Genomic DNA, 26254 nt, shown 5'->3' with positions numbered 1-26254 from the left:
TATAAATTTTCTATGGAGGTTATTATGACAACAGCTGGTTACCGTAGAATCGTTTTAAAGCTTAGCGGAGAAGCACTTAGTGGAGAACAAGGTTATGGTATTGAACCTAGTGTAATTCAGTCAATTGCAAATCAAGTTAAGGAAGTGGCTGAATTAGGTGTAGAGATTGCCATTGTTGTAGGCGGAGGAAACATTTGGCGTGGTAAGGTTGGCAGTGAAATGGGAATGGATCGTGCAACTGCAGATTATATGGGAATGCTTGCTACGATTATGAATTCGCTTGCTTTGCAGGATAGTTTGGAAAACATCGGTATTCCAACAAGAGTACAAACTTCTATAGAGATGCGTCAAGTAGCTGAACCATACATTCGTAGAAAAGCAATCCGTCATCTAGAGAAAAAGCGCGTTGTTATTTTTGCGGCCGGAACAGGAAATCCTTACTTCTCAACAGATACAACCGCAGCATTAAGAGCTGCCGAAATTGAAGCTGAAGTAATTCTAATGGCAAAAAATAATGTTGATGGTGTGTACTCTGATGATCCTAAGCTTAATAAAGATGCGTTTAAATATGACCGGTTATCCTTTATGGATATGCTGAACGAAGGGCTAGGCGTAATGGACTCTACAGCATCCTCTCTATGCATGGATAACGACATTCCGCTCATCGTGTTCTCTATTACAGAAAACGGTAATATTAAAAAAGCAGTTCTTGGTGAAACAATTGGAACTACTATAAGGGGGAAATAAAAAGTGAAAGAAGCAGTCTTGAAAGATATGCGTGATAAAATGGAACAAGCAGTACAAGCATTTTCCAGAAGTCTTGCGACAGTAAGAGCGGGAAGAGCGAATCCTAGTCTTTTAGACAGTGTATATGTTGACTATTACGGGGCCTCTACACCTCTAAATCAGCTTGCTACAGTATCAGCTCCAGAAGCTCGTTTATTAGTCATTACTCCTTACGATAAAACAGCTGTAGGTGAAATTGAAAAAGCGATTCAAAAGGCAGATTTAGGCTTATCTCCATCTAGTGATGGGAATGTGATTCGCATTAATATTCCACCATTAACTGAAGAAAGACGCAAAGATTTAGTTAAAGTAGTCGGCAAATACGCAGAGGAAGCACGCGTGCAAATTAGAAATATTCGTCGTGATGCCAATGATCGCTTGAAAAAACTTGAGAAAGACAGTGAAATCACGGAAGATGAACTTCGTCAGTCTCAGGATGATGTACAAAAAGAAACAGATAATTTCACTGGTAAAATTGATCAGCTTGCAAAAACAAAAGAAAACGAAATTATGGAAGTTTAGTCTTAAAACGATTAGAACCCACAATCCATAGAAGATTTATTAACATGCTTTCATCGGGTGAAAACAAATAAGATGCAAAAAGCCCTCTTGTTTAAGAGGGCTTTTGTTTTTCGAATAGATGAAAACTAGGTATAATGAAGAATGGATTTTCATGTTATAATAATGATTCAATATCTTTTCTTATCATATATATATAGTGTAGGATTCTATGGATTGTTTGCTGAGAACAATCTTCAATATTCGGAGGACAATTTATGTCGATAAAACTTCCATTTTTAAAAAAGAAACAAAAAAAGCCATTAAACGATTTTGAGCTTATAAATATCCCTTCCCATGTGGCCATTATCATGGATGGAAATGGGAGATGGGCAAAAAAAAGAGGACTACCACGTATTGCGGGGCATAAAGCGGGTATGGATACCGTTCAAACAACTGTGAGGGCTGCAGTGAAATATGAGGTTGATGTTCTAACCTTATTTACATTTTCCACTGAAAATTGGAAGCGGCCGAAGCTAGAAGTTGATTTTTTGATGAAACTTCCGAAAGAGTTTCTACATAAATATTTACCAGAATTAATGGAAAATAATGTTCGAGTAGAGACAATTGGAGATTTTGATTCGTTACCTGCACATACGAGAGAAGCGGTTCAGCATGCGAAAGAACAAACGAAAGAAAATGATGGATTATTACTCAATTTTGCTTTGAATTATGGGGGTAGAGATGAGATAATCCAAGCAATGAAACAAATCGTTACAGATGTAGAACAGCAACAGCTTTCAGCTGAGTCACTAGATGAACATGTTTTTGCTAACTATTTGTATACGAAAGGGCTGTCAGATCCAGACTTACTCATTCGTACAAGTGGTGAACAACGAATAAGTAATTTTTTACTCTGGCAATTAGCTTACTCAGAATTTTGGTTTACAGAGACTTATTGGCCAGATTTTACAGAAGAAAAATTTGTAGAGGCGCTTCAGGATTATCAGCTTCGGAAGCGACGCTATGGAGGATTATAAGGTGATGATAATCAAATGAAGCAACGGATAATTACCGCAAGCTGGGCATTACTTATTTTTATTCCAATTTTAATTTATGGCAATTGGCCATTTACAGTTTTGTTATATGCATTAGCGACAATTGCTTTAATTGAGTTTATGCGTATGGGAAAAATACCTTTATTTTCTTTTCCGGCGTTACTTGCTATTGCTGTTCTTTGGTTATTATTAGACCGTAACTTGATGACTTTTTTTACGAAGGCCGAATGGCTTATGCTGTTCGTATTGCTAATTCTAGCTTTTACAGTGGTTATTAAGAATAAATTCACCTTTGAGAATGCTGGTTTTGTTATTTTAGCTACGATTTATGTTGGAATGGGTTTTTATTATTTTCTAGAAACCCGTGCTGATGGGTTAGCTAAGATTTTCTTTGTACTATTACTCGTTTACGCAACGGATACAGGAGCTTATTTCGTTGGTAAAGCATTGGGAAAACATAAGCTCTGGCCAGAAATTAGTCCGAATAAAACAATTGAAGGAGCAATTGGCGGCATTGTTTTAGCCGCTATTGTAGGTATTGTTTTTCAATTAATGTATCCATTTGAATTATCTATGTCAGCTGTACTAGGCGTAACGGTACTTGTCTCTATTTTTGGACAAGTAGGTGACTTAGTTGAATCTGCCTTTAAGCGTCATTTTGGCGTAAAAGATTCTGGAAATATTTTACCAGGCCATGGTGGCATCCTTGACCGATTTGACAGCTTGATTTTCGTGTTTCCAATGCTTCACTTTATTCAGTTTATCCATTGAATAAAATTAGTTTTAATTAGGAAAACAGATAAATATAATATATTTATTATATATAAAACATATGGTATAGTGTAAACTAATTAATAGAAAGACAAGATCGTTTTAAAAGAACTGGTTATGGATACAAGAAAGGAATTTTCTCCCTAATTTTTAAAGGATGGTGCAGCATTTGAATACAATTATTGCGTTTATTTTTATGTTTGGACTGCTTGTGTTCATTCACGAGCTAGGCCACTTAATCTTTGCCAAGAGAGCTGGAATGCTTGCACGTGAATTTGCAATCGGATTTGGTCCAAAAATCTTTGCCTTTACAAAAAATGAGACACTATATACGATTCGATTACTGCCAATCGGTGGTTATGTTCGCGTTGCTGGTGAAGATCCAGAAATAATTGAATTAAAGCCTGGCCACCATATTGGTCTTGAGTTTAACGAAGATAACTGTGTAAATAAAATTATTGTAAATAATAAGTCAAAGCATCCGAATGCGCGAGTAATTGAAGTAGAGTACGCCGACTTAGATCATCAGCTTGTTATTGAAGGCTATGATACGGATAATGAGGAAGAAAAGCTTCGTTTTAAAGTAGATCCAAAGGCATTTTTTGTGATGGATGAAAAAGAAACACAAATTGCCCCATTTGATCGTCAATTTGCTTCTAAAAGTATTCGTCAACGTGCCATGCAGCTTTTTGCTGGACCAATGATGAACTTCTTACTTGCTATGGTTCTGTTCTTAATAATTGGTACCATTCAAGGGGTTCCTGTAGAGCAAGCTGCAATTAATGATGTACAACCAGGAAGCCCTGCAGCAACAGCAGGTTTTCAAAGCGGGGATGAAATTATTGAGATCGATGGAAATCCTGTTTCAACGTGGGAGGAATTTACGGAAATCGTTCGAGAAAATCCGGAGAATGAGCTGCAAATGGTTGTAAAACGGGATGATTCTACAGAGACATTAACGGTTACACCTAAAAAAGTCGAAGCTCAGGATATGGTAATTGGTCAAATCGGTGTGCGCCAAGCATTTGAAAAGTCCTTTTTAGGTGCGTTTCAATATGGTGTTGTAAAAACCTATGACACAACAAAGCTAATTTTAACGAATTTGTTTATGTTGATTACTGGTCAGTACTCGATTGACATGTTATCAGGTCCAGTAGGAATTTATGATGTAACTGACCAAGTGGTTCAAACTGGTTTTATGAATTTCCTCATGTGGACAGCGATTTTAAGTGTTAATCTTGGAATCGTCAACCTTGTACCATTACCTGCATTGGATGGTGGCAGGTTAATGTTTATTGCAATTGAAGCGGTTCGCGGTAAACCTATGGATCCGCAAAAAGAAGGAATTGTCCACTTTATCGGTTTTGCGTTACTTATGCTTTTAATGATCATTGTAACGTGGAATGATATACAACGACTCTTTTTATAATTGCTTTTAGTGTGCTTGAAACGAATAGAAACCCTTGTCTGTTATTGTGGCAAGGGTTTTCCATTATGATTATGGATTTAGATGGCTTTTCCAGGAGGCATAACAATGGACATATCAAAAAAAGAAAAAATGATGATTTTACTACAACAGCTCCAAATATCTGAAGAATATGCAGGGTATTTAAATGATAGTACATTAGAACGCCTAGAGGTTTTTAAGCAAGATAAAAAATGGCATTTCTATATCCAAGTATTAAATGTTTTGCCGCTTACGGTTTATCAGCTGATTTCTGCAAAACTTCATGAGACATTTCATCATATCGCTCAAACAGAGCTAACGATTATTGCACAGTCAAATGAGTGTGACAAGGAAACTATTCTGGAATATTGGCAGCATTTTGTTCAATCGACTCCAATCTCACCAGGTTATCGTGATCAAGTTTGTGGACAAGCGCCTTCTATTGTAAATCATAAATTAGCATTAGTTGCTAGGAATGACGCAGAAGCACATGCGCTAAAAAAGAAGCTCGAACCTGATTTTCACCAATTTTGCAAAAAAGTTGGCTTGCCAGCGTTCCCATTTGTTATCGAAGTAAAAAATGAGCAGGAAGCAATACAAGCATTTAGAAAACAAAAGGCAGCAGAAGATCAACAATTGATCCTTAAAACAATGCAGGAAAAAGAAAAACGGGATCAGGAAAAACAACAAGGAGGAGACGATAAACCGTTCGTGCTTGGCTATAAAATTCAGGAAGAGCCAATGTCTATGGAAGAAATACAAGAAGAAGAGCGACGTATAACTGTTCAAGGGTATGTATTTGCCGTAGATATACGTAAATTACGTTCGGGTCGAAGTCTATTAATTGCAAAAGCAACAGATTATACAGATTCGCTACAAATAAAAATGTTTTCTAAAAATGACGAGGATGCTGCGACTTTTGAGAAATTAAAAAAAGGAATGTGGATTAAAGCGAGAGGTAGCATTCAAACAGACATGTATTCTAATGAGCTTGCGATGATGGCGAATGATATACATGAAGTAACCGTAGCAGTAAAGCAGGATACTGCTCCAGATGAAGAAAAAAGAGTGGAGCTACACGCACATACGACGATGAGTCAAATCGATGCGGTTGTTTCACCTTCTAGACTCGTTGAACAAGCAGCAAAATGGGGGCATAAAGCAGTTGCCATTACAGACCATGCAGGAGTACAAGGCTTCCCGGATGCTTTTCATGCTGGAAAAAAGCATGGAATAAAGGTGCTATATGGCGTAGAAGTAAACCTTGTAGATGACGGTGTTCCAATTGCTTATAATGAACAGGATATTGACTTGGAAACAGGTACATATGTTGTATTTGATGTGGAAACGACTGGACTTTCAGCCGTATATGATACGATTATCGAGTTAGCTGGGGTGAAAATCCATCAAGGTGAAATTATTGATCGTTTTGAAGCATTTGCAAATCCACACCACCCCTTATCACAAACAACAATAGAACTAACAGGTATAACCGATGAGATGGTAAAGGATGCGCCAGAAATTGCAGAAGTGTTAAAGGATTTTGAGAAATGGGCACGGGATTCTATCCTAGTTGCACACAATGCAAGCTTTGATATTGGCTTTTTAAATCAAGGCTATAAGAGGATTGAATATAACCAAGTAGAACAGCCTGTTATTGATACGTTAGAGCTTGCACGCTTTTTATTTCCCGAGTTGAAAAATCACCGTTTAAATACATTGTGTAAGCATCTAGATATCGAACTAACACAGCACCACCGTGCAATATACGATGCGGAGGCTACTGGCTACCTGATGTGGAAGCTGCTGCAGCTTCTCTTAAAACGAGAAATTACCAACCATTTACAGCTTAACAATCATATGGGAGAGGGCAATGCGTATCAGCGCTCACGACCTTATCACTGCACATTATTAGCACAAAATGAAACAGGGTTAAAAAACATCTATAAGCTTGTTTCGCATGCACATATTGATTATTTCTATCGCGTTCCACGAGTACCTCGATCATTACTACAAAAACTGCGAGACGGAATTTTAATTGGTACAGCATGTGATAAAGGAGAAGTATTTGAGACGATGATGCAAAAATCAGCAGAGGAAGCAGAAAAGGCTGCTGCATTTTATGATTATATTGAAATACAGCCTCCAGCGAATTTTGTACATTTAATGGAAAAGGAACTCGTTCAAAATGAAGCACAGCTTTTAGATATTATACGGAAACTAGTTGAGCTAGGTAAACGAATGGATAAAATCGTTGTAGCAACTGGTAACGTACATTATATTGAAGATCATGAAAAGATGTATCGTCAAATTTTAATAGCTTCTCAAGCTGGTAATCCATTAAATAGACAACAACTACCTGATACACCGTTTAGAACAACTAGTGAAATGCTAGAATGCTTTGATTTTCTCGGGAAAGAGGTAGCTAAAGAAGTTGTTGTAACAAATACGCAAGCTTTAGCAGATCAGATTGAAGAGGTAGCTCCTGTAAAAGATGGCCTATACACACCGACAATTGAAGGTGCTGACCAAGAAATCCGTGATCTATGCTATAGCCGGGCGGAAAGTATTTATGGAAATCCGGTACCACAAATCGTTGTTGATCGACTAGAAAAAGAATTAGCAAGTATTATTGGACATGGTTTCGCTGTAATTTATCTTATTTCTCATAAACTAGTAAAGAAATCACTTGATGACGGCTATTTAGTAGGATCAAGGGGATCGGTTGGTTCTTCCCTGGTAGCAACGATGACAGAAATAACAGAGGTGAATCCTTTACCACCTCATTACGTGTGCTCAGAATGTCATTATCATGAGTTTATTACAGATGGTTCCGTCGGAAGTGGGTTTGATTTACCTGATAAAACATGTCCAAACTGTCAAGCTTCCTTAACGAAGGATGGACAGGACATACCTTTTGAGACGTTTCTTGGATTTAAAGGAGATAAAGTGCCGGATATTGATTTAAACTTCTCAGGTGAATATCAGCCAAAAGCACATAATTATACAAAGGTGTTATTTGGAGAAGACAATGTATATCGTGCAGGAACGATTGGAACGATAGCTGAAAAAACGGCATTTGGATATGTGAAGGGATATGCATCTGATAAGCAGCTCGTCTTTAAGGCAGCGGAAGTAGAACGACTCGTACAAGGCTGTACTGGGGTCAAGCGAACAACTGGCCAGCATCCAGGCGGGATTATTGTTGTTCCTGGAGATAAAGAAATATATGATTTTACACCTATTCAATATCCTGCCGATGATCGTAATAGTGAATGGCGTACAACACATTTTGATTTCCATTCGATCCACGATAATTTACTGAAGCTGGATATACTTGGACACGATGATCCAACCGTAATAAGAATGCTGCAAGATCTAAGTGGGATTGATCCGAAAACAATCCCTACGGACGATGCCGAAGTGATGAAAATATTTTCAGGAACTTCATCACTAGGAGTTACAGCTGAGCAAATTAATTGTAAGACTGGAACATTAGGTGTACCTGAGTTTGGAACGAAATTTGTACGACAAATGTTGGAAGATACAAAGCCAACAACCTTTGCAGAGCTTGTCATTATTTCTGGTCTTTCTCATGGAACAGATGTATGGCTTGGAAATGCGCAGGAGCTTATTAACGATGGAATATGTCAGCTCCCAGATGTTATCGGTTGTCGTGATGATATTATGGTGTACTTGATGCATAAAGGACTTGATGCCTCGTTAGCATTTAAAATTATGGAGTCGGTTCGTAAAGGGAAAGGATTACAGGATGAATGGATAATTGAAATGAAAAAGCAAGGCGTACCAGATTGGTATATTGAATCCTGTAAAAAGATTAAATATATGTTCCCGAAAGCACACGCTGCCGCTTATGTGTTAATGGCGGTTCGAATTGCATATTTTAAAGTGCATTATCCAATCTTATTTTATGCTGCATATTTCACAGTAAGAGCAGATGATTTTGACCTTGATACGATGGTGAAAGGGTCTGATGCAATGAAACAGAAGATATCTGTAATTGCTCAGAAGGGAAACGATGCCTCTCCAAAAGAGAAAAACCTGTTAACCGTATTAGAAATTGCTTTAGAAATGTGTGAAAGAGGCTTTTCTTTTAAAAAGGTTGATCTATATAAATCTAGCGCAACCGAGTTTATTGTCGAAGGTGATGCGTTAATTCCACCTTTTAATGCAGTAGATGGCCTTGGTACAAATGCGGCCATTAACATTGTAAAAGCTCGAGAAGAAGGAGAGTTTCTATCAAAGGAAGATTTACGTGAAAGAAGTAAAATATCTAAAACTGTCCTTGAATATCTTGATAATCATGGCTGTTTAGAAGGCATGGCTGAAAAAAATCAACTTTCATTGTTTTAATAAATAGCATATGAAAAACATAGGGCTGAAAAAGGTCAGGGCGTACATCTTTCGATGGACTACCTGACCTTTTTAAAGGAATGTGAAAATAGAAGAACTTAATTAATACATCCCATCTCTTCCATATCTTTTTAGTGCCTAAGTAATTTATTTTTGCTAGTAAAATGGAACATGGTACAATAAATCTAGTTTAAACTACGTATATGTTTATTAGATAGCAATAAAAGGGGGCCTGGATTGTGGCGTTTAAAAATGAAAAGGATATTCGAACTTTTTTAAAGGCAAATCGAGATATTTTTGAAAAACGTTTGTTAGTTCAAGCTAAAACAGTAAAAGATAAGATTGAAGAAATTAAAGCAATCGGAAATATTAATCTTATTGCGAATGCAGAACGGCTCGTTCTACTTGTTGTTGACGAAGCAGACGAAGAAGTTGATTTATTCGCAAAACAAGAAGGTGGGTTATGGGCAAAATATGCTTTAACATTATCTTTTAAGCTTGAATGGGTACAGGCTATTCGTAGAACCCTCTGGGAGTTTTTATATGAGTGGGATAAATTAAATCAACATAAGCGTGCTGCAGAAGACTTTTATCAAATGGAAGAAAAAACAAATCAATTAATCGATCAATTTTTAAATGGTTTTTTTATAAGTTATTCCAAAGCGAAAGATGAATTAATCGAAGAACAACGGAAGCTTGTTGATAATTTGTCCGTGCCCATTATCCCGATCACCCAAACGGTAAGTATTTTACCATTAATCGGTAGAATCGATTCTTACCGTGCGAATATTATTGAAGAAAAAGTTTTATTAGAAATTGGAAGATTGCGTGTTGAGACGTTGATAATGGATCTTTCAGGGATTGCACAGATGGATGAAGAAGCGATTCAACCCTTTTTGCGATTGTTAGATGGTATTGAAATGATGGGATGTCGTCCTGTAATTACCGGTTTACGGCCAGAAATTGTGCGGAGCATGGCAACATTAAACATTGACTTTGGTAAACGTGCGGAAACAAAAGGTACACTACAATCGGTATTACATAATTATTTGTAAGCGCATAATATGAAAGCGTAGATGTTTTTGAGTTAATTTCTAAATGGAGAAGGATAACGTCCAATTTTTGTCAACAACATTGTTGCAACTTCCGAAGCATTGTGATATATTTTTATTGTGAGTATTGATACGAATGGTTACAAGAGTGGGAAAACGCCCACTCTTTCTTCATACTATCACCCATCATGCGTCAGATTTCTCCCTTGCCCATCGATTTTGGCAAGGGTTTTATATTGATAGCATTTTGGGAATGCCATTTAAAAGCACATCTAATTGGGTTCCAGTTCAAATGAAACGATGAAAATCGGCAATAATAATAACAACAAATTAATTACACAAAAAAAGGAGGATGGGTTTTGAGCTCACATGTTGTCAAGACAACCGAGGAATTGGTTCAACCTATTTTGGATGAAAAAAATCTAGAATTAGTGGACGTTGAATATGTAAAAGAAGGAAAAAATTGGTTCTTGCGTGTGTATATCGATAAAGTTGGTGGTATCGATATTATGGAATGTGGAGAAGTATCAGAACGATTAAGTGAAAAGCTCGACGAGGCAGATCCTGTTAAGGAAGCTTATTTCCTAGAAGTATCCTCGCCAGGAGTAGAACGACCATTAAAAACAAAAGAGGATTTCCAAAAGCATATTGCCGATCATATTTTTGTTAAATTATATGAACCCATTGATGGTGAAAAAGAATATGAAGGAACACTTTTAGCCTTTGTAAATGATGTAGCAACGATTGAATACAAAGTAAAAACACGGAAGAAAAAGGTAGAGATACCTTTTGATAAAATAGCAAAAGCAAGACTGGCAGTTGTATTTTAAAGGGGGAATAAAAGGTGAGCAGTCAACTGTTTGATGCAATTGAATCATTAGCAAAAGAAAAAGGCATCGATAAAGAAATATTATTAGAGGCATTAGAAGCGGCGTTAATTTCCGCGTATAAAAAGAATTTTAAATCAGCTACAAATGTACGTGTCGATTTAGATGAAAAATCAGGAAAAATGCGCGTGTTTTCACGTAAGACAATTGTTGAAGAAGTAGAAGATAATCAGCAGGAAATAACCTTAGAGGAAGCAAAAGCAATTGATCCTAATTATGAAATCGAGGATGTAATTGAGGTAGAGGTAACGCCGAAAGATTTTGGACGTATTGCAGCACAAGCAGCAAAACAAGTGGTGACACAACGTGTTCGTGAAGCAGAGCGTGGCGTTATTTTCAGTGAATATGCGGACCGTGAAGATGATGTTATGACAGGAATTATCCAACGAAAAGATCCACGATTCGTATATGTAAATCTTGGGAAGATCGAAGCAAAGCTTGCAGAAGCCGAGCAAATGCCTACAGAAGAATATCTAGTACATGATCGGTTAAAGGTTTATGTTACGAAAGTAGAAAATACGAGTAAGGGACCGCAAATTTATATCTCTCGTTCGCATCCAGGGCTTTTAAAGCGTTTATTTGAAATGGAAGTACCTGAAATATTTGATGGCACAGTGGAAATTAAATCAGTTGCACGTGAAGCAGGTGATCGTTCTAAAATTTCCGTTTATGCTGAAGACACTGAAGTTGATCCAGTTGGTTCCTGTGTTGGACAAAAAGGACAACGCGTACAAGCAATTGTCAATGAATTAAAAGGCGAAAAAATCGATATTGTAGAGTGGTCAGAGGATCCAGTCATTTATGTATCGAATGCTTTAAGTCCTTCAAAAGTAGTGAAGGTTATTGTAAATGAGGATGAAAAAGCGACTACCGTTATTGTTCCAGATTATCAATTATCCCTAGCAATTGGAAAGCGCGGACAAAACGCCCGCTTAGCAGCTAAATTAACAGGGTGGAAAATTGATATTAAGAGTGAATCAGAGGCTCGTGAAGAAGGACTGCTCCAAGAAGGCGAAGAAGATGCTGACATTCAGGAAGATCTTTTTGAATGAGGAGGGATTTAATTGGTCCAGAAGCGAAAAGTTCCATTACGAAAATGTGTAGTAACCAATGAAATGAGACCAAAGAAGGAATTGATTCGAATCGTTCGTACAAAGGACGGAGAAGTATTTGTTGATCCTACCGGGAAGAAAAACGGACGAGGAGCATATATTTCGAATGAGCTAGCGGTTATTGAAGAAGCGGAAAAAACGAAAATACTTGCGCGTCATTTAGAGGCCGATATTTCTCCAACTATCTATGATGATTTACGAAGCCTTGTTGGTAAAAACGTATGAAAACGAACTATTTGAATTTGTTAGGTTTAGCGCTTCGTGCAGGGAAATGTTCCCTTGGGGAAGAACAAATTGTTAAGGATATCCAAAAAAAACGAGCAAAACTCGTATTGCTGGCAAACGATATCGGACCACAAACGAAGAAGAAGCTGACAGATAAATGTCAAACTTATCATATACCTTGTTTAATCGTAGAGGAAGATAGACATGCACTATCTGATGCGATTGGCAAATCACAAAGAGTAGCAATTGCAATTTTAGATACAGGATTTGCAAACAAATTAATTTCGTTACTCGGCAATTAAATTCGGGGGTGAACGTATGAGTAAAATGCGTATATATGAATATGCAAAACAAAACAATATCGCAAGTAAGGATGTTATTAATTTTTTAAATGAAATCAACTTTGAGGTTACGAACCACATGTCAACCATTACACCTGATGTGATTACAAAATTAGATAATAAATTTAAGCAAGCAGATAAGAAAAAAGCGAGTGAAAAGAAGGATTCTGAATCTGCAAAAACGAGTGGGCAAAAAGGATCCAAGCAAGAAGGAAAACCTAAAAATCAAGGAACACAGCCACGAACAGACAAAGCAAATAAAGGAAAGCAAAAACCACAGCATCAGGGCAATAGACAAAATGATAATCGAAAGCATAAACAACGAGGTAATAAAGGGAATAAGGGAAATAACGTTTCAACGAAGCAGCCGGTAGTAAAAGAAACACCGAAGGAAATTGTATATCACGGTACCCTTACCGTAAGCGAGCTTGCAGAAAAGCTGAACAAGGACGCTTCAGAAATTATTAAAAAATTGATGTTTCTCGGCGTGATGGCGACTAAAAATCAAGACCTAGATGATGATGCCATTGAATTAATTTGTGCAGAGTTTGAAGTGGAAGCTAAAAAAGAGATTATCCTAGAGGATACAGATCTTGATAAATATATCGTTGAAGACGATGAAGATCAACTAAAAGAACGTCCTGCAATCGTAACGATAATGGGTCACGTTGACCATGGAAAAACAACCTTGCTTGATGCCATTCGTCATACGAAGGTAACTGAAGGAGAAGCAGGCGGAATCACCCAGCATATTGGCGCATATCAAATTGAAAGAGAAGGTAAAAAAATTACTTTCTTAGATACACCAGGTCACGCTGCTTTTACAAGTATGCGTTCACGTGGAGCTCAAATCACGGATATCGCGATACTTGTTGTGGCTGCTGATGATGGTGTTATGCCTCAGACAGTTGAAGCGATTAATCACGCAAAAGCGGCAGAGGTACCGATCATTGTCGCTGTAAATAAAATGGATAAAGAAACAGCAAATCCAGATCGTGTGATGCAAGAGTTAACAGAGCATCAGCTCATTCCAGAGGATTGGGGCGGCAGTACAATCTTTGTTAATTTATCTGCTATTAAACGCGAAGGTATTGACGATTTGTTAGAAATGATTTTACTTGTTTCTGAAGTAGAGGAATTGAAGGCAAATGAAAACAGAAGCGCACTTGGAACAGTAATTGAAGCACAGCTTGATAAAGGAAGAGGCTCTGTTGCTACTTTACTCGTTCAAAATGGAACGTTAAAGGTTGGAGATTCCATCGTTGTTGGTAGTACGTATGGCCGTGTGCGCGCAATGGTGAATGATATTGGTAAGCGCGTGAAAGAAGCGGGACCATCAACACCTGTTGAAATTACTGGATTAAATGATGTTCCACAAGCAGGGGATCGCTTCCTCGTTTTTGAAGATGAGAAAAAAGCGCGTCAAGTTGGAGAAGCTCGTCAACAAAAGCAAATCCAAGAAAATCGTAGCGAACAAACAAAAGTTAGCTTGGATGATTTATTTGAACAAATTAAGCAGGGAGAAATGAAGGAAATTAATATCATTATTAAAGCAGATGTTCAAGGATCTGCTGAAGCACTTGCTTCATCCTTGCAAAAAATAGATGTTGAAGGCGTTAATATAAAAATTATTCATACAGGCGTAGGAGCGATTACGGAATCCGACATTATTTTAGCTTCTGCTTCAAATGCGATTGTAATTGGTTTTAATGTACGACCTGATGTGAATGCGAAAAAAGCTGCTGAATCAGAAAATGTTGATGTTCGTCTTCATCGTGTTATTTATAAAGCGATTGAGGAAATTGAGGCAGCAATGAAAGGAATGCTTGATCCAGAATATGCTGAAAAAGTAATAGGTCAAGCAGAAGTCCGCGAAACGTTCAAAGTATCTAAAATTGGTACAATTGCTGGAAGCTATGTTACTGATGGAAAAATCACACGTGATGCGGGAGTACGCCTTATTCGAGACGGAGTCGTTTTGTTTGAGGGAGAAATCGATGCTTTAAGGCGTTTTAAGGATGATGTGAAAGAAGTAGCGCAAAACTATGAATGTGGAATCACAATCAAAAATTTCAATGATATTAAAGAAGGCGACGTTATTGAAGCGTTTGTAATGGAGGAAATCGAACGACAATGATTCTCTTTTTAGAGGTTGAGTGCATCATGTATGAAGGAAATTCGTTAAAGCAAAAGCGCTCTGTTTTAAAACGTTTGATCAATAAAATCCGTAAAGATTTTAATGTATCTGTTACAGAGTTGGATTACCACGACCTTTGGCAACGAACAAAGCTTGGCATCGTAACGATATCCAATGATTATGTTCATGCTGAGAAAGTAATACATGATGTACTGCGCGTCATTGATTCATACGCTGAAATGGAACGTACGATTACCAATATTGCACGCTTATAGTGGCTTTCTTACAATGAGGTGAATTTAATGAGTAATATACGAGCCAATCGAATTGCAGAGCAAATGAAAAAGGAGCTTGGGGAAATTCTTGGTCGAAAAATCAAGGATCCTCGAGTAGGCTTCGTAACTGTTACGGATGTTGAGGTAACAGGTGATTTGCAACAGGCAAAAATTTTCATTTCCGTATTAGGTGATGAAAAGCAAAAGCACGATACGTTATTAGGTCTTGCAAAAGCAAAAGGGTTTATTCGTTCAGAAATTGGAAAACGAATTCGGTTGCGCAAAACACCTGAGCTAACCTTTGAATTTGATGAAGCACTTGAATATGGTAATCATATTGAGTCGATTTTACGCGACTTAAATAACTAGTAATTGAAAATTAGCTAGCATAAATCTGACTCACCTTTATTGTGAGTCGGATTTTTCCATATGGAGCGGCTTTAGATAGCATTGGAGGAAAATCAATGGATGGTATTTTACCACTTTGGAAGCCAAGAGGCATGACATCCCATGATTGTGTCATGAAAATAAGAAGGTTATTACGGACGAGAAAAGTAGGTCATACGGGCACTTTAGACCCCGAGGTAGAAGGTGTATTACCGATATGTATTGGGCAAGCGACAAAAATTGTTCCATTTTTAACGGATACAAAAAAAAGATACATCGCTGAAATACAACTTGGTACTGCGACGGAAACAGAGGATGCCCATGGAGAAATAATCGAAAATAAGCCAATTATTAATCCACCTTCTAAACAGGATATTGAAAATGTGCTACAATCATTTATGGGTAGAATTAAACAAGTCCCACCAATGTATTCTGCGGTAAAGGTAAACGGAAAAAAACTGTATGAATATGCTCGACAAAATATTCAAGTAGAACGTCCAGTGAGAGAAGTCATCATTTATGACATAAAGCTGATCAATTATAAAGCCCCAAGCTCGATTAAAATCGAGGTGATTTGTTCAAAGGGGACCTATATACGTACACTTTGTGTTGATATTGGAGGCGAGCTTGGTTATCCAGCCCATATGCACGACTTAGTAAGAATGGAAACAGGAGCATTTTCTAAAGAGAATACCGTGACATTTTCTCAGATAGAAGAAGCAGTAAGTTTAGGTATTGAACAAGATTTATTGCAGCCAATTCTAAAAGGTATTCAGCATTTAGATAAGCTATATGTGGATTTTGAAACAAAGCAAAAAGTGCAGAATGGACAAAAGCTAACCACGCCAGAAAAGGCATTAAACACTGACCCGTTTGCTGTCATATATGATGAAACATTATTGGCAATCTATCAAAACCATCCGGAGAAACCCGATCAGATAAAGCCTGTACGTGTGTTTAACGGATAGATAAAGTGTAGGTGAAGAAATTGCGAACAATTGAATTAACGTATCCGCATACATTAAACCTAGAGGCATTACCAAAAACAGTTGCAGCAATTGGTTTTTTTGATGGTGTTCATCTTGGGCATCAACAGGTTATCGAAGCAGCTGTCGATGAAGCAAAGAAGCGAGAGATGGAGAGTGCTGTCATATCTTTTTTTCCACATCCATCTGTTGTTTTGAAAGCAGGACGAGAAGATGTAAAATATATTACACCACTCCGTGAAAAACAAGAGATTTTACAGCGCCTTGGTGTGGATCGTTTCTATATTATTACCTTTAACAAGGAACTTTCTTCTTTATCACCAAAAGCGTTTATTGATCATTTTATTATCGGACTGCATATTAAGCATCTTGTTGCTGGATTTGATTTTACATATGGACATCGAGGACAAGGTACAATGGGAGATATGAAGGAATATGCAGATAATCATTTTACCTATTCTACGATCACAAAGGTTGAAATGGATAAGGAGAAAATAAGCTCCACTCGTATTCGAAGCTTCCTTGCAGCAGGAGATATGGAAAAAACTGCGCAATTACTTGGCAGACCTCTTTCTTTATATGGAATGGTTGTTGATGGAGAGAAACGGGGTCGAACATTAGGCTTTCCAACAGCAAATTTAAAAGTAAATGATGCGGCTTTGTTGCCTAAGCCGGGAATTTACGCAGTAAAAGTCAGCTATAAGAATGAAAGCTATGAGGGAATGGCCAGTCTCGGTACGAATCCAACATTTACAGAGAATCGAGATTCCTTATCTTTAGAAGTTTATATATTCGATTATAATAATGATTTGTATGGAGAAGAATTACAATTACAATGGTTCCGTTTTATTCGAGATGAACAGAAATTCACGACAGTTGATGGGTTAATCAAGCAAATGAAAAATGATGAAGCCGTAATTCGCAACTATTTTTCAGAGCTTCCCCATCGTGTATAGCAAAGGAAATAAAAATATCACGAAATCTATTCTTTGTACTTGCAATTTTAATGAAAAACATGTAATCTTAAGAACGTAAAACCGTTTGCTTGGCAAATTGCAACTCCGGCGTTTGCTAGGGAACTGGGGATATGAAAAATTACTAGGAGGTGAGCCATATGGCTATCACGAAGGAACGTAAGAATGAAATCATCAATGAATACAAGGTTCATGAAAACGACACTGGTTCTCCAGAAGTACAAATTGCTGTACTAACGGAAGAAATCACAACACTTAATGAGCATCTGCGTGTTCATAAAAAAGACCACCATTCACGCCGTGGTTTAATGAAGATGGTTGGTAAACGTCGTAACTTGTTAACTTATCTACGTAATAAAGATGTTACTCGTTACCGCGAACTAATTAAACGACTTGGTTTACGTCGATAAAATGATGGAAAAAGCAGGAGAAATCCTGCTTTTTTTTACAATTGAAAGAAATGATTGTGGTGCGAACACAGTGAAGGCATTTGCTTATGATCTCATCAAAAGTCCTCGTCAAGCTCCGGGTTTCTACTTTCTTCTTGCTATGTGTCTTCCATGCAATGTTGAGAATGGATTATGATTGATGTAGGAATACTGTAATTGACGGACAGTTTACGATAGAGGAACTGTTTTTTCGTACGAGAGCTAAAAGTTATGATAATCAAAATGCTTCACACTGATTCACATACATAAAATTTACATGTAACAAAGGAAACTATAAAATAGAATTTAGAATGTTTTTTGAAAGGAGTTCAACTATTTATGGCAGAAGGAAAAAAAGTTTTTTCCACAGAAATCGCCGGAAAAAAATTTAATGTAGAAATTGGAGAACTAGCAAAACAAGCAAACGGTGCATGTATGGTCCATTATGGCGATACAGCAGTGCTAGCTGCTGCAACAGCTTCAAAGGAACCGAAGGATTTACCGTTTTTTCCATTAACGGTGAACTATGAAGAACGACTTTATGCAGTAGGAAAAATCCCTGGTGGATTTATTAAGCGAGAAGGGCGACCAAGCGAAAAAGCGATTTTAGCATCACGCTTAATCGATAGACCAATTCGTCCTTTATTCCCCGACGGATTCCGTAATGAAGTACAAGTAATTAGTACGGTAATGAGTGTTGATCAAGATTGTTCTAGCGAAATCGCTGCAATGATTGGTTCTTCCATCGCATTGAGCATTTCTGACATTCCTTTCTCAGAACCGATTGCTGGGGTTCATGTAGGAAGAGTAAATGGAGAGTTTATTATTAATCCTTCCATCGAACAAGAAGAGCAAAGTGATATTGATCTAACTGTGGCAGGAACAAAGGATGCAATAAATATGGTTGAGGCTGGTGCAGATGAAGTGCCAGAAGAAATCATGTTAGAAGCAATTATGTTTGGACATGAAGAAATCAAGCGTCTCGTAGCTTTCCAAGAAGAGATTATTCAAGCGGTTGGACAAGAAAAAATGGAAGTTAAGCTGTTTGATGTAGAGCAAGCTTTATCAGATCAAATTGATGCTGCGGCAAAAGATAAATTAATTACTGCGATTCAAGTAAAAGAAAAGCATGCTAGAGAAGCTGCTATTAATACGGTAAAAGAAGAGGTATTAGCAGCTTATGAAGCGGAAGAAGAAGCAACAATCAAGCAAGTAAAAGCAGTGTTAGACCGCATTGTAAAAGAAGAAGTGCGTCGCCTCATTACAAAAGAAAAGGTTCGTCCAGATGGGCGTAAACCAGATGAAATTCGTCCACTATCTTCTAGAATCAGTGTGCTCCCAAGAACACATGGTTCAGGTTTGTTTACGCGTGGTCAAACACAGGCATTGAGCATTTGTACGCTAGGTGCACTAGGAGATGTGCAAATATTAGATGGCTTAGATTTAGAGGAATCAAAACGATTTATGCATCATTATAATTTCCCACAATATAGTGTTGGTGAAACTGGACCAATCCGAGGACCGGGTCGTCGCGAAATCGGTCATGGTGCTTTAGGAGAAAGAGCACTAGAGAAAGTAGTACCATCTGACAAAGATTTCCCTTATACGATACGTCTTGTATCAGAAGTACTTGAATCTAATGGCTCAACATCTCAAGCAAGTATTTGTGCAAGCACATTAGCAATGATGGATGCAGGTGTTCCGATTAAAGCACCAGTCGCTGGGATTGCGATGGGACTTGTGAAATCAGGAGACGATTATACGATACTTACTGATATTCAAGGAATGGAAGATGCTTTAGGAGATATGGACTTTAAAGTTGCTGGTACTGCTAACGGTGTAACAGCACTCCAGATGGACATTAAAATTGATGGATTATCAAGAGAGATATTAACAGAAGCACTAACACAAGCTAAAGTAGGACGCATGCAAATATTAGAATCCATGCTTGCAACAATTAAAGAGCCAAAAGTAGAGCTTTCTCAATATGCTCCAAAAATATTAACGATGCATATCAATCCTGATAAAATCCGTGATGTTATTGGACCAAGTGGAAAACAAATTAATAAAATTATTGATGAAACTGGCGTTAAAATTGACATCGAGCAAGATGGTGGAATATTCATCTCCTCTACAGATACGGACATGAATGAAAAAGCGAAAAAAATCATTGAAGATCTTGTACGAGAAGTTGAAGTTGGCCAAATTTATTTAGGAAAAGTAAAACGGATAGAAAAATTTGGTGCATTCGTAGAATTGTTTAAAGGAAAAGACGGACTTGTTCATATTTCCGAGCTTGCAGAGGAAAGAACGAATAAGGTGGAGGACGTTGTAAAGCTTGGGGATGAAATAATGGTTAAGGTAAAGGAAGTAGACCACCAAGGCCGAGTAAATCTCTCACGTAAAGCTGTCCTAAAGGAACAAAATGAAGGTAAATAAGCAATCTAAATTGATTTAGAGTAGAAGAAGCTGGAATACCAGTTTCTTTTTGTTTTTTATGGCTCTATGCTAAATATGATAGTGCCTCTTTTCTATCAGGGATTCAATAGAAGCAAAAAAAAAATACACGCATTCGATACACCAACCACTTGACTGGTAGTAAGAAAAGTTAGAGTGAAACTAACTTTTGGGAGTAGTGATTCAACTGTTATTAAAAATTGGCATAGTCGTAAATGGTTGCGGCTATGCCTTTTTCTGTTTGAAACGTGCTTACAATCTCGCTACAGAAACCTACTTCGCTTTCCGCAGGCGCCACCTCAACTATTATTGCTCCACTGTCGTGTCGCAATAAGGATTTTCGGTTGTTACTTTTACTGCAGGAGTCTTCGTAGGGTTCTTCCGCTGATGGAGGTTGCATCAGTATAGGTTGTACTTCGATTGCACCGATGCAGGTAAAATAGATTTTAATGCGTGGTTCATTTTTACCGTTTACTTTTTCTGCGTGCGATGTGTCGCTGCAGTAGCGTTCCTTGTCCTATAGGACTAGCACGCGTCTGAAGACTTACTTGGTAAAGTGATTTCCTTTACCGAATTAGCTGAGACCATGCAAGCATATACACTGCGGTTTAGGCACAAGTATTAGTTATAATATACATCCAGTAAAAGAGATGGTGGAGTCAAAATCACACCACCACATTTGCCAGAGAACCTTTTTTAATGCACTTTTCCTATGCAGAACATATCTTGTCCTTTTCTCTCATATACTTCCATTGAGGAGGGGGTTGTCATGAGACGTTTCCGTGGTTTAATAACTCTAATTGTGTTTGCCATATTGTTTTTTACAGCATATAGTGAGGATTATAATCCCTTTACAGCATCCTTTGATCAATCTTTAAACACAATGCAGGTTGTAAAAAAAGAAGCACCATTGTATAAAGAAATTCAAGCAAAGGCTGAAACGTATAATAAAGCACCACAGGATGCATATATTGATAAAGTTTGGAAAAAAACGCCAGGGAGAAATGGCCTTCAGGTGAATATTTCGAAATCCTATCAAAACATGAAGAAAAAAGGCATGTTCTCAGAAAAACTTCTTGTTTATGATCAACTATCGCCGAAAGTATCCTTGCAGGATTTGCCGGCAGCCCCGATTTACCGAGGGCATCCAGAAAAGAAGATGGTAGCATTTTTAATTAATGTTTCGTGGGGAACGGAGTATGTTCCAGGTATACTAAGTCAATTAAAGAAAAATAATGTGAAGGCAACCTTTTTTATTGAAGGAAAATGGGCAAAGGAAAATGCAGATTTTGTAAAGATGATCGATGATGAAGGCCATTTAATTGGAAATCATGCTTATAATCATCCGGACATGGCTAGGATTTCAAATCAGGCAATTCTAGAACAAATCAATCAAACAAATGAGATTTTAGAAGCAATTATCGGTAAAACACCGAAATGGTTCGCTCCTCCAAGTGGTAGCTTTTCCGATTCGGTTGTAGAAGTTGCACATAATTTAAAAATGGAAACAATACTGTGGACAGTGGATACGATTGATTGGAAGAATCCATCTGTTTCTGTTATGATGAATCGAGTAATGGATAAAGTGCATCCAGGAGCAATGATTTTAATGCATCCTACTGCGTCTGTAGAAAAGGGCATAGATCAAATGATCCAAGAGATTAAGAAAAAAGGGTATAAAATCAGTACCGTTGACAAGCTATTAAGCGAGGATAGGTAATAGAATAATATCGCGATATATAGAAGGTATATAGGAGGAAATTTTTTTGATACAAAAACATACATGTAATAACGGACTTCGAGTAGTGTTAGAAACAATCCCCTCAGTTCGGTCTGTAACGATTGGCATATGGGTTTTAACTGGTTCACGGAATGAAAACGAAGCACTAAATGGTATTTCACATTTTATTGAGCATATGTTTTTTAAGGGAACGAGTAGTAGAACTGCAAAGGATATCGCAGAAGCTTTTGATGCCATTGGTGGTCAAGTAAATGCCTTTACATCAAAGGAATATACATGCTTTTATGCGAAGGTTTTAGATACACATAAAGAAGAAGCACTAGATATTCTTGCTGACATGTTTTTCAATTCGACGTTTGACGAATCTGAAATGGAGCGAGAAAAAAAGGTAGTTTATGAAGAAATTAAAATGTATGAGGATACACCAGACGATCTAGTACACGACTTGTTAGCTCGTGCATCATATGGAGACCATGCACTAGGACTCCCAATCTTAGGCACAGAAAAACAATTGGCCACGTTTACACCAGAAACGTTAAGACAGTATATTGATGCGCAATACACGCCAGACAATGTCGTTGTATCCATAGCTGGTAATGTTGATACGTCATTTATTTCAAAAGTAGCAGCTTATTTTGGTACGTTTACAAGAAATAGTAACAGTGAACGATTGACTAAGCCCGCATTCATAAACAACCAAATCGAAAGACATAAGGAAACAGAGCAAGCGCATGTATGTATTGGGTATGAAGGCTTTTCTGTTTCTGATCAAGATATTTATAGTTTAACAGTGATGAATAATGTCTTGGGTGGAAGTATGAGTTCAAGGTTGTTTCAAGAGGTTCGCGAAAAGCAAGGGCTTGCTTATTCCGTCTTCTCATACCATTCTTCGTTCTTAGATAATGGACTCTTGACAATATATGCTGGAACAGGGAAGGAACAGCTTCCTTTATTACGAGAAACAATCGACCAAACGATCGCAAGCTTTGTAAAAGAAGGCTTGACCGAGAAAGAACTAAAAAATAGTAAGGAACAATTAAAAGGCGGCTTTATGCTTGGATTAGAAAGCACCAGCAGTCGAATGAGTCGTAACGGTAAAAATGAATTATTACTTCAGCGACATCGTTCTATGGACGAAATGCTTGCTGAAATAGATGCGGTAACATTGGAGTCTGTCCAACGTGTACTCTCAACTGTATTTGAGAAAAGCCCTTCTATTGCAATCATTGCACCGAATAAGCAAAATTAACCTATGTATATACATAGGTTTTTTCATTGCTACATATATATAGATTAACGATGCTAGTTAGGAGGATATCGATGCGGTATAGAGATATTAGTGGGAAAGAAATCGTTAATGTATATCATGGATCACGATTAGGAATTCTTGGGCAAACAGATTTAGAAATAGATGAGGAAACTGGACAAATAAAGTCACTTATTATTCCGAATTATAAGTGGTTTGGACTCAAAAAAGAAGGAGAAGAAATTAAAATTAATTGGCGATCCATAAAAAAAATTGGTGAAGACATGATCATGATCGAGATGGAATAGTAAACTGGTATCCCGAGTAGGATACCAGTTTTTTTTGATATGTAATCACTCTCTAACGTAAACATCATAAGCTATAAGGAAAAAGCTTTTAAATAGTAAGATGATAAAAAGAATGTTGCTTGGAGGGTGTTCTATCGAATGAATCAGACAATAGCTGTTATCGGTGGAGATGCGAGGTACTTGGAGTTGATTCGTCAATTGCATGGGCTTGGCGATGTTACGACAATCATTGTTGGATATGACAAATTAGAACAAGGATTTACGGGAACGAAAAAAATGGACTTTGATGACTTAGAGCCAGAAAAGCTCGATGTCGTTATTTTACCTATTACGGGAACGAAAAAAGCCGGAGAAGTAGAAGCAGTTTTTTCTGATCAAAAGATATATGTACGGCGAGAATGGTTTGAAAGACTGCCTTATGGGACGGTTGTTTTTACAGGAATTACGAATCAATATTTAGATAGCATGATGGCGAATGCAAAAGCAACACTTATTCCATTATTGGATCGAGATGATGTTGCAATTTATAATTCGATTCCTACAGCTGAAGGAACGATCATGATGGCTATTGAACATACAGACTATACAATCCATTCCTCTCGTATTATTGTTGCTGGCTTTGGCAGAGTTGGCAATACCGTAGCTAATAAATTTTCAGCCTTAGGTGCGAAGGTATCCGTAGCTGCAAGTAGTATAAAGGATTTAGCGAGAATTACAGAAATGGGTTTACAGGCAATTCCGTTAAACAACCTACCTGATTATACAGAGCAATGCGATTTATTAATCAATACTATTCCCGCACCGGTCATAACAAAAGAGGCAATTCAACAGCTTCCGTCCCATGCTTTAATATTTGATTTAGCTTCAAAACCAGGTGGAACGGATTTTGATTTTGCTAAACAGCGTGGTATTAAAGCTATTTTGGCTCGAAGTTTACCTGGAGTTGTTGCACCAAAAACAGCGGGTAAAATTTTAGCCGATGTTATTATTCAAATTTTGAATGGAAGAAAGGAGATTACCCCATGAATTTAGAAGGCAAACGGGTTGGATTTGGTTTAACTGGATCTCATTGTACGTATGATGCTGTTTTTCCACAGCTCGAACGACTAATGGAATTAAAGGCTGAGGTCGTACCGATTGTTTCTTACACTGTAAGAACCGTTGATACAAAGTTTGGGAAGGCAGAAGATCATATCGAAAAGATAGAAGCAATAACAGGTAAAAACGTGATTGCGACGATGCCCGATGCAGAACCTTTGGGACCGAAAAATCCACTAGATTGCATGGTTCTAGCGCCTTTAACTGGCAATTCGATGAGTAAGCTTGCTAATGCATTAACGGATTCTCCTCCTTTAATGGCAGCTAAAGCAACGATGAGAAATCAAAAGCCAGTTGTTCTCGGAATATCAACGAACGATGCACTTGGTTTAAATGGCGTTAATTTAATGCGACTAATGGCGAGTAAATTCATTTATATGATACCATTCGGACAGGATGATCCAATAAAAAAGCCCAATTCACTTGTTGCTAAAATGGAACTTCTTCCTGAAACTATTGATGCTGCGATAAATTATAAACAGCTGCAACCTGTTATTGTTCCATTTAAGGAATAAAGGTAGTATGATAAAATATAAAAGATAGTTGATAACTCATAGATGATTGTAAGGTGAAGGGAGTAGCTTAAATGGCTGTAAAATCTACATTCAATATAGCAATAGTTGGAGCAACTGGAGCGGTAGGACAAAAAATAGTCGAGCTTTTAGAACGTAAAAACTTTCCTGTTGATACATTAAAGCTGTTGTCCTCTGAAAGGTCTGCAGGAACGAAAATAACATTCCGAAATGAAGAAGTAGTTGTAGAGAAAGCGGAACCTGGTAGTTTTGAAGGAATAGATATTGCTCTGTTTTCTGCAGGAGGATCGGTTTCAAAACTATTGGCTCCAGAGGCAGTAAAGCGCGGAGCATTAGTAATAGATAATACGAGTGCTTTTCGCATGAATAAAGATGTTCCGCTCGTTGTACCAGAGGTTAACGAGGCAGATATTAAGACTCACCAAGGGATTATCGCGAATCCAAACTGTTCTACCATTCAAATGGTCGCGGCACTGCAGCCTATTAAGGAAGCATTTGGTCTAACTCGAATTATCGTTTCTACCTATCAAGCAGTATCTGGCGCTGGTACAGAGGCTTGTCACGAGCTAGAAGCGCAAGCGAAAGCATATTTGAATCATTCCGAAATGGATGCCAAGCTTTTACCTGTAAAAGGAGATAAAAAGCATTATCCAATAGCATTTAACGCATTACCACAAATTGATTTATTTGAAGAGAATGGGTATACTTTTGAAGAAATGAAGATGATTAATGAAACAAAAAAAATAATGCATGCAGATGATTTAGAGGTTGCTGCAACTTGCGTTAGACTTCCTTTTTTCACTTCTCATGCAGAAAGTATTTATATTGAGGTAGAAAAAGAAGATTTACAGGTTGGCGATTTATGGAATGTATTGGAGAAAGCAGAGGGTGTAATATTGCAGGATGATCCAAATACACAAACCTATCCAACACCTATGTCAGCTGCGAATAAAGAAGCAGTATTTGTAGGAAGGGTTAGGAAAGACTTGGACAATGCAAAAGGATTTCATTTATGGGTAGTGTCCGACAATCTAATAAAGGGTGCGGCATTGAACACCGTACAAATTGCAGAACGAGCGATAAAAAATAATTGGTTAACGAAAATGTAGAATTGGGACATAAAATAGAGGTGT

The 26254-nt window shown here is 37.6% G+C and carries 24 protein-coding genes; all 24 read left to right on the top strand.

Annotated features, from left to right (window positions below; genetic code table 11):
• Window positions 1-24: 24 nt before the first annotated feature.
• The 24 genes from pyrH (at window position 25) to asd (ending at window position 26230) form a co-directional block, all read left to right on the top strand.
• The gene (gene pyrH, locus SPK86_RS07445) at window positions 25-747 is read left to right on the top strand and encodes a UMP kinase (RefSeq protein ID WP_330949015.1); all 723 of its coding nucleotides are present in this window, start codon (window positions 25-27) and stop codon (window positions 745-747) included.
• Between the two features lie 27 nt (window positions 748-774).
• Window positions 775-1308 carry a ribosome recycling factor gene (gene frr, locus SPK86_RS07440; RefSeq protein WP_443089765.1) on the top strand — a complete coding sequence of 178 codons (534 nt, stop codon included), beginning with the start codon at window positions 775-777 and terminating at the stop codon, window positions 1306-1308.
• Between the two features lie 254 nt (window positions 1309-1562).
• Window positions 1563-2324, top strand: a complete 762-nt coding sequence (locus SPK86_RS07435; protein WP_330949013.1) for an isoprenyl transferase — start codon at window positions 1563-1565, stop codon at window positions 2322-2324.
• Window positions 2325-2339: 15 nt separating this feature from the next.
• Window positions 2340-3113, top strand: coding sequence for a phosphatidate cytidylyltransferase (locus SPK86_RS07430; protein ID WP_284139984.1), 774 nt, complete (start codon window positions 2340-2342; stop codon window positions 3111-3113).
• A gap of 169 nt (window positions 3114-3282) precedes the next feature.
• The gene (rseP, locus tag SPK86_RS07425) at window positions 3283-4542 is read left to right on the top strand and encodes an RIP metalloprotease RseP (RefSeq protein ID WP_284139985.1); all 1260 of its coding nucleotides are present in this window, start codon (window positions 3283-3285) and stop codon (window positions 4540-4542) included.
• Window positions 4543-4647: 105 nt separating this feature from the next.
• Window positions 4648-8934, top strand: coding sequence for a PolC-type DNA polymerase III (locus SPK86_RS07420; protein WP_330949012.1), 4287 nt, complete (start codon window positions 4648-4650; stop codon window positions 8932-8934).
• Between the two features lie 236 nt (window positions 8935-9170).
• Window positions 9171-9989: an STAS domain-containing protein gene (locus tag SPK86_RS07415; RefSeq protein ID WP_284140116.1), complete on the top strand. Its 819-nt coding sequence runs from the start codon at window positions 9171-9173 to the stop codon at window positions 9987-9989.
• A gap of 356 nt (window positions 9990-10345) precedes the next feature.
• Window positions 10346-10816 (top strand): ribosome maturation factor RimP, encoded by a 471-nt coding sequence (gene rimP / locus SPK86_RS07410; protein ID WP_284139987.1) that lies wholly within the window; start codon window positions 10346-10348, stop codon window positions 10814-10816.
• Between the two features lie 14 nt (window positions 10817-10830).
• Entirely contained in the window at window positions 10831-11925 is a 1095-nt protein-coding gene (nusA, locus tag SPK86_RS07405; RefSeq protein ID WP_284139988.1) for a transcription termination factor NusA, read from the top strand.
• 12 nt (window positions 11926-11937) lie between these two features.
• Window positions 11938-12210: an RNase P modulator RnpM gene (gene rnpM, locus SPK86_RS07400; RefSeq protein WP_284139989.1), complete on the top strand. Its 273-nt coding sequence runs from the start codon at window positions 11938-11940 to the stop codon at window positions 12208-12210.
• Window positions 12207-12512 carry a L7Ae/L30e/S12e/Gadd45 family ribosomal protein gene (locus SPK86_RS07395; protein WP_284139990.1) on the top strand — a complete coding sequence of 102 codons (306 nt, stop codon included), beginning with the start codon at window positions 12207-12209 and terminating at the stop codon, window positions 12510-12512. Before rnpM ends, SPK86_RS07395 begins: the two co-directional genes overlap by 4 nt.
• A 16-nt stretch (window positions 12513-12528) precedes the next feature.
• Window positions 12529-14688, top strand: coding sequence for a translation initiation factor IF-2 (infB, locus tag SPK86_RS07390; protein WP_330949011.1), 2160 nt, complete (start codon window positions 12529-12531; stop codon window positions 14686-14688).
• On the top strand, window positions 14685-14963 hold the full coding sequence (locus SPK86_RS07385) for a DUF503 domain-containing protein (RefSeq protein ID WP_284139992.1): 279 nt from the start codon (window positions 14685-14687) through the stop codon (window positions 14961-14963). Before infB ends, SPK86_RS07385 begins: the two co-directional genes overlap by 4 nt.
• A 27-nt stretch (window positions 14964-14990) precedes the next feature.
• Window positions 14991-15332 carry a 30S ribosome-binding factor RbfA gene (rbfA, locus tag SPK86_RS07380; protein WP_284139993.1) on the top strand — a complete coding sequence of 114 codons (342 nt, stop codon included), beginning with the start codon at window positions 14991-14993 and terminating at the stop codon, window positions 15330-15332.
• Between the two features lie 95 nt (window positions 15333-15427).
• On the top strand, window positions 15428-16318 hold the full coding sequence (gene truB, locus SPK86_RS07375; RefSeq protein ID WP_330949010.1) for a tRNA pseudouridine(55) synthase TruB: 891 nt from the start codon (window positions 15428-15430) through the stop codon (window positions 16316-16318).
• Between the two features lie 20 nt (window positions 16319-16338).
• Window positions 16339-17292 (top strand): bifunctional riboflavin kinase/FAD synthetase, encoded by a 954-nt coding sequence (locus SPK86_RS07370; protein ID WP_330949009.1) that lies wholly within the window; start codon window positions 16339-16341, stop codon window positions 17290-17292.
• Between the two features lie 158 nt (window positions 17293-17450).
• On the top strand, window positions 17451-17720 hold the full coding sequence (gene rpsO, locus SPK86_RS07365; protein WP_284139996.1) for a 30S ribosomal protein S15: 270 nt from the start codon (window positions 17451-17453) through the stop codon (window positions 17718-17720).
• A 357-nt stretch (window positions 17721-18077) separates the two neighbouring features.
• On the top strand, window positions 18078-20177 hold the full coding sequence (gene pnp, locus SPK86_RS07360; protein ID WP_284139997.1) for a polyribonucleotide nucleotidyltransferase: 2100 nt from the start codon (window positions 18078-18080) through the stop codon (window positions 20175-20177).
• Between the two features lie 787 nt (window positions 20178-20964).
• Entirely contained in the window at window positions 20965-21915 is a 951-nt protein-coding gene (locus SPK86_RS07355) for a polysaccharide deacetylase family protein (protein WP_284139998.1), read from the top strand.
• A 46-nt stretch (window positions 21916-21961) separates the two neighbouring features.
• Window positions 21962-23185 (top strand): M16 family metallopeptidase, encoded by a 1224-nt coding sequence (locus SPK86_RS07350; protein ID WP_284139999.1) that lies wholly within the window; start codon window positions 21962-21964, stop codon window positions 23183-23185.
• Window positions 23186-23256: 71 nt separating this feature from the next.
• Window positions 23257-23490, top strand: coding sequence for a YlmC/YmxH family sporulation protein (locus SPK86_RS07345; protein ID WP_284140000.1), 234 nt, complete (start codon window positions 23257-23259; stop codon window positions 23488-23490).
• Between the two features lie 138 nt (window positions 23491-23628).
• Window positions 23629-24516 (top strand): dipicolinic acid synthetase subunit A, encoded by an 888-nt coding sequence (gene dpaA, locus SPK86_RS07340; RefSeq protein WP_284140001.1) that lies wholly within the window; start codon window positions 23629-23631, stop codon window positions 24514-24516.
• Window positions 24513-25103, top strand: coding sequence for a dipicolinate synthase subunit B (dpaB, locus tag SPK86_RS07335; protein ID WP_284140002.1), 591 nt, complete (start codon window positions 24513-24515; stop codon window positions 25101-25103). The genes dpaA and dpaB overlap by 4 nt, the downstream gene beginning before the upstream one ends.
• Before the next feature lie 71 nt (window positions 25104-25174).
• Window positions 25175-26230: an aspartate-semialdehyde dehydrogenase gene (asd, locus tag SPK86_RS07330; protein ID WP_284140003.1), complete on the top strand. Its 1056-nt coding sequence runs from the start codon at window positions 25175-25177 to the stop codon at window positions 26228-26230.
• Window positions 26231-26254: the final 24 nt, after the last annotated feature.

It is taken from the genome of Virgibacillus sp. MG-45, from assembly GCF_036409425.1.
GTDB lineage: Bacteria > Bacillota > Bacilli > Bacillales > Amphibacillaceae > LDC-1.
Note: the sequence above shows the minus strand (reverse complement) of the source record. Positions and strands in the feature narration are given on the sequence as shown.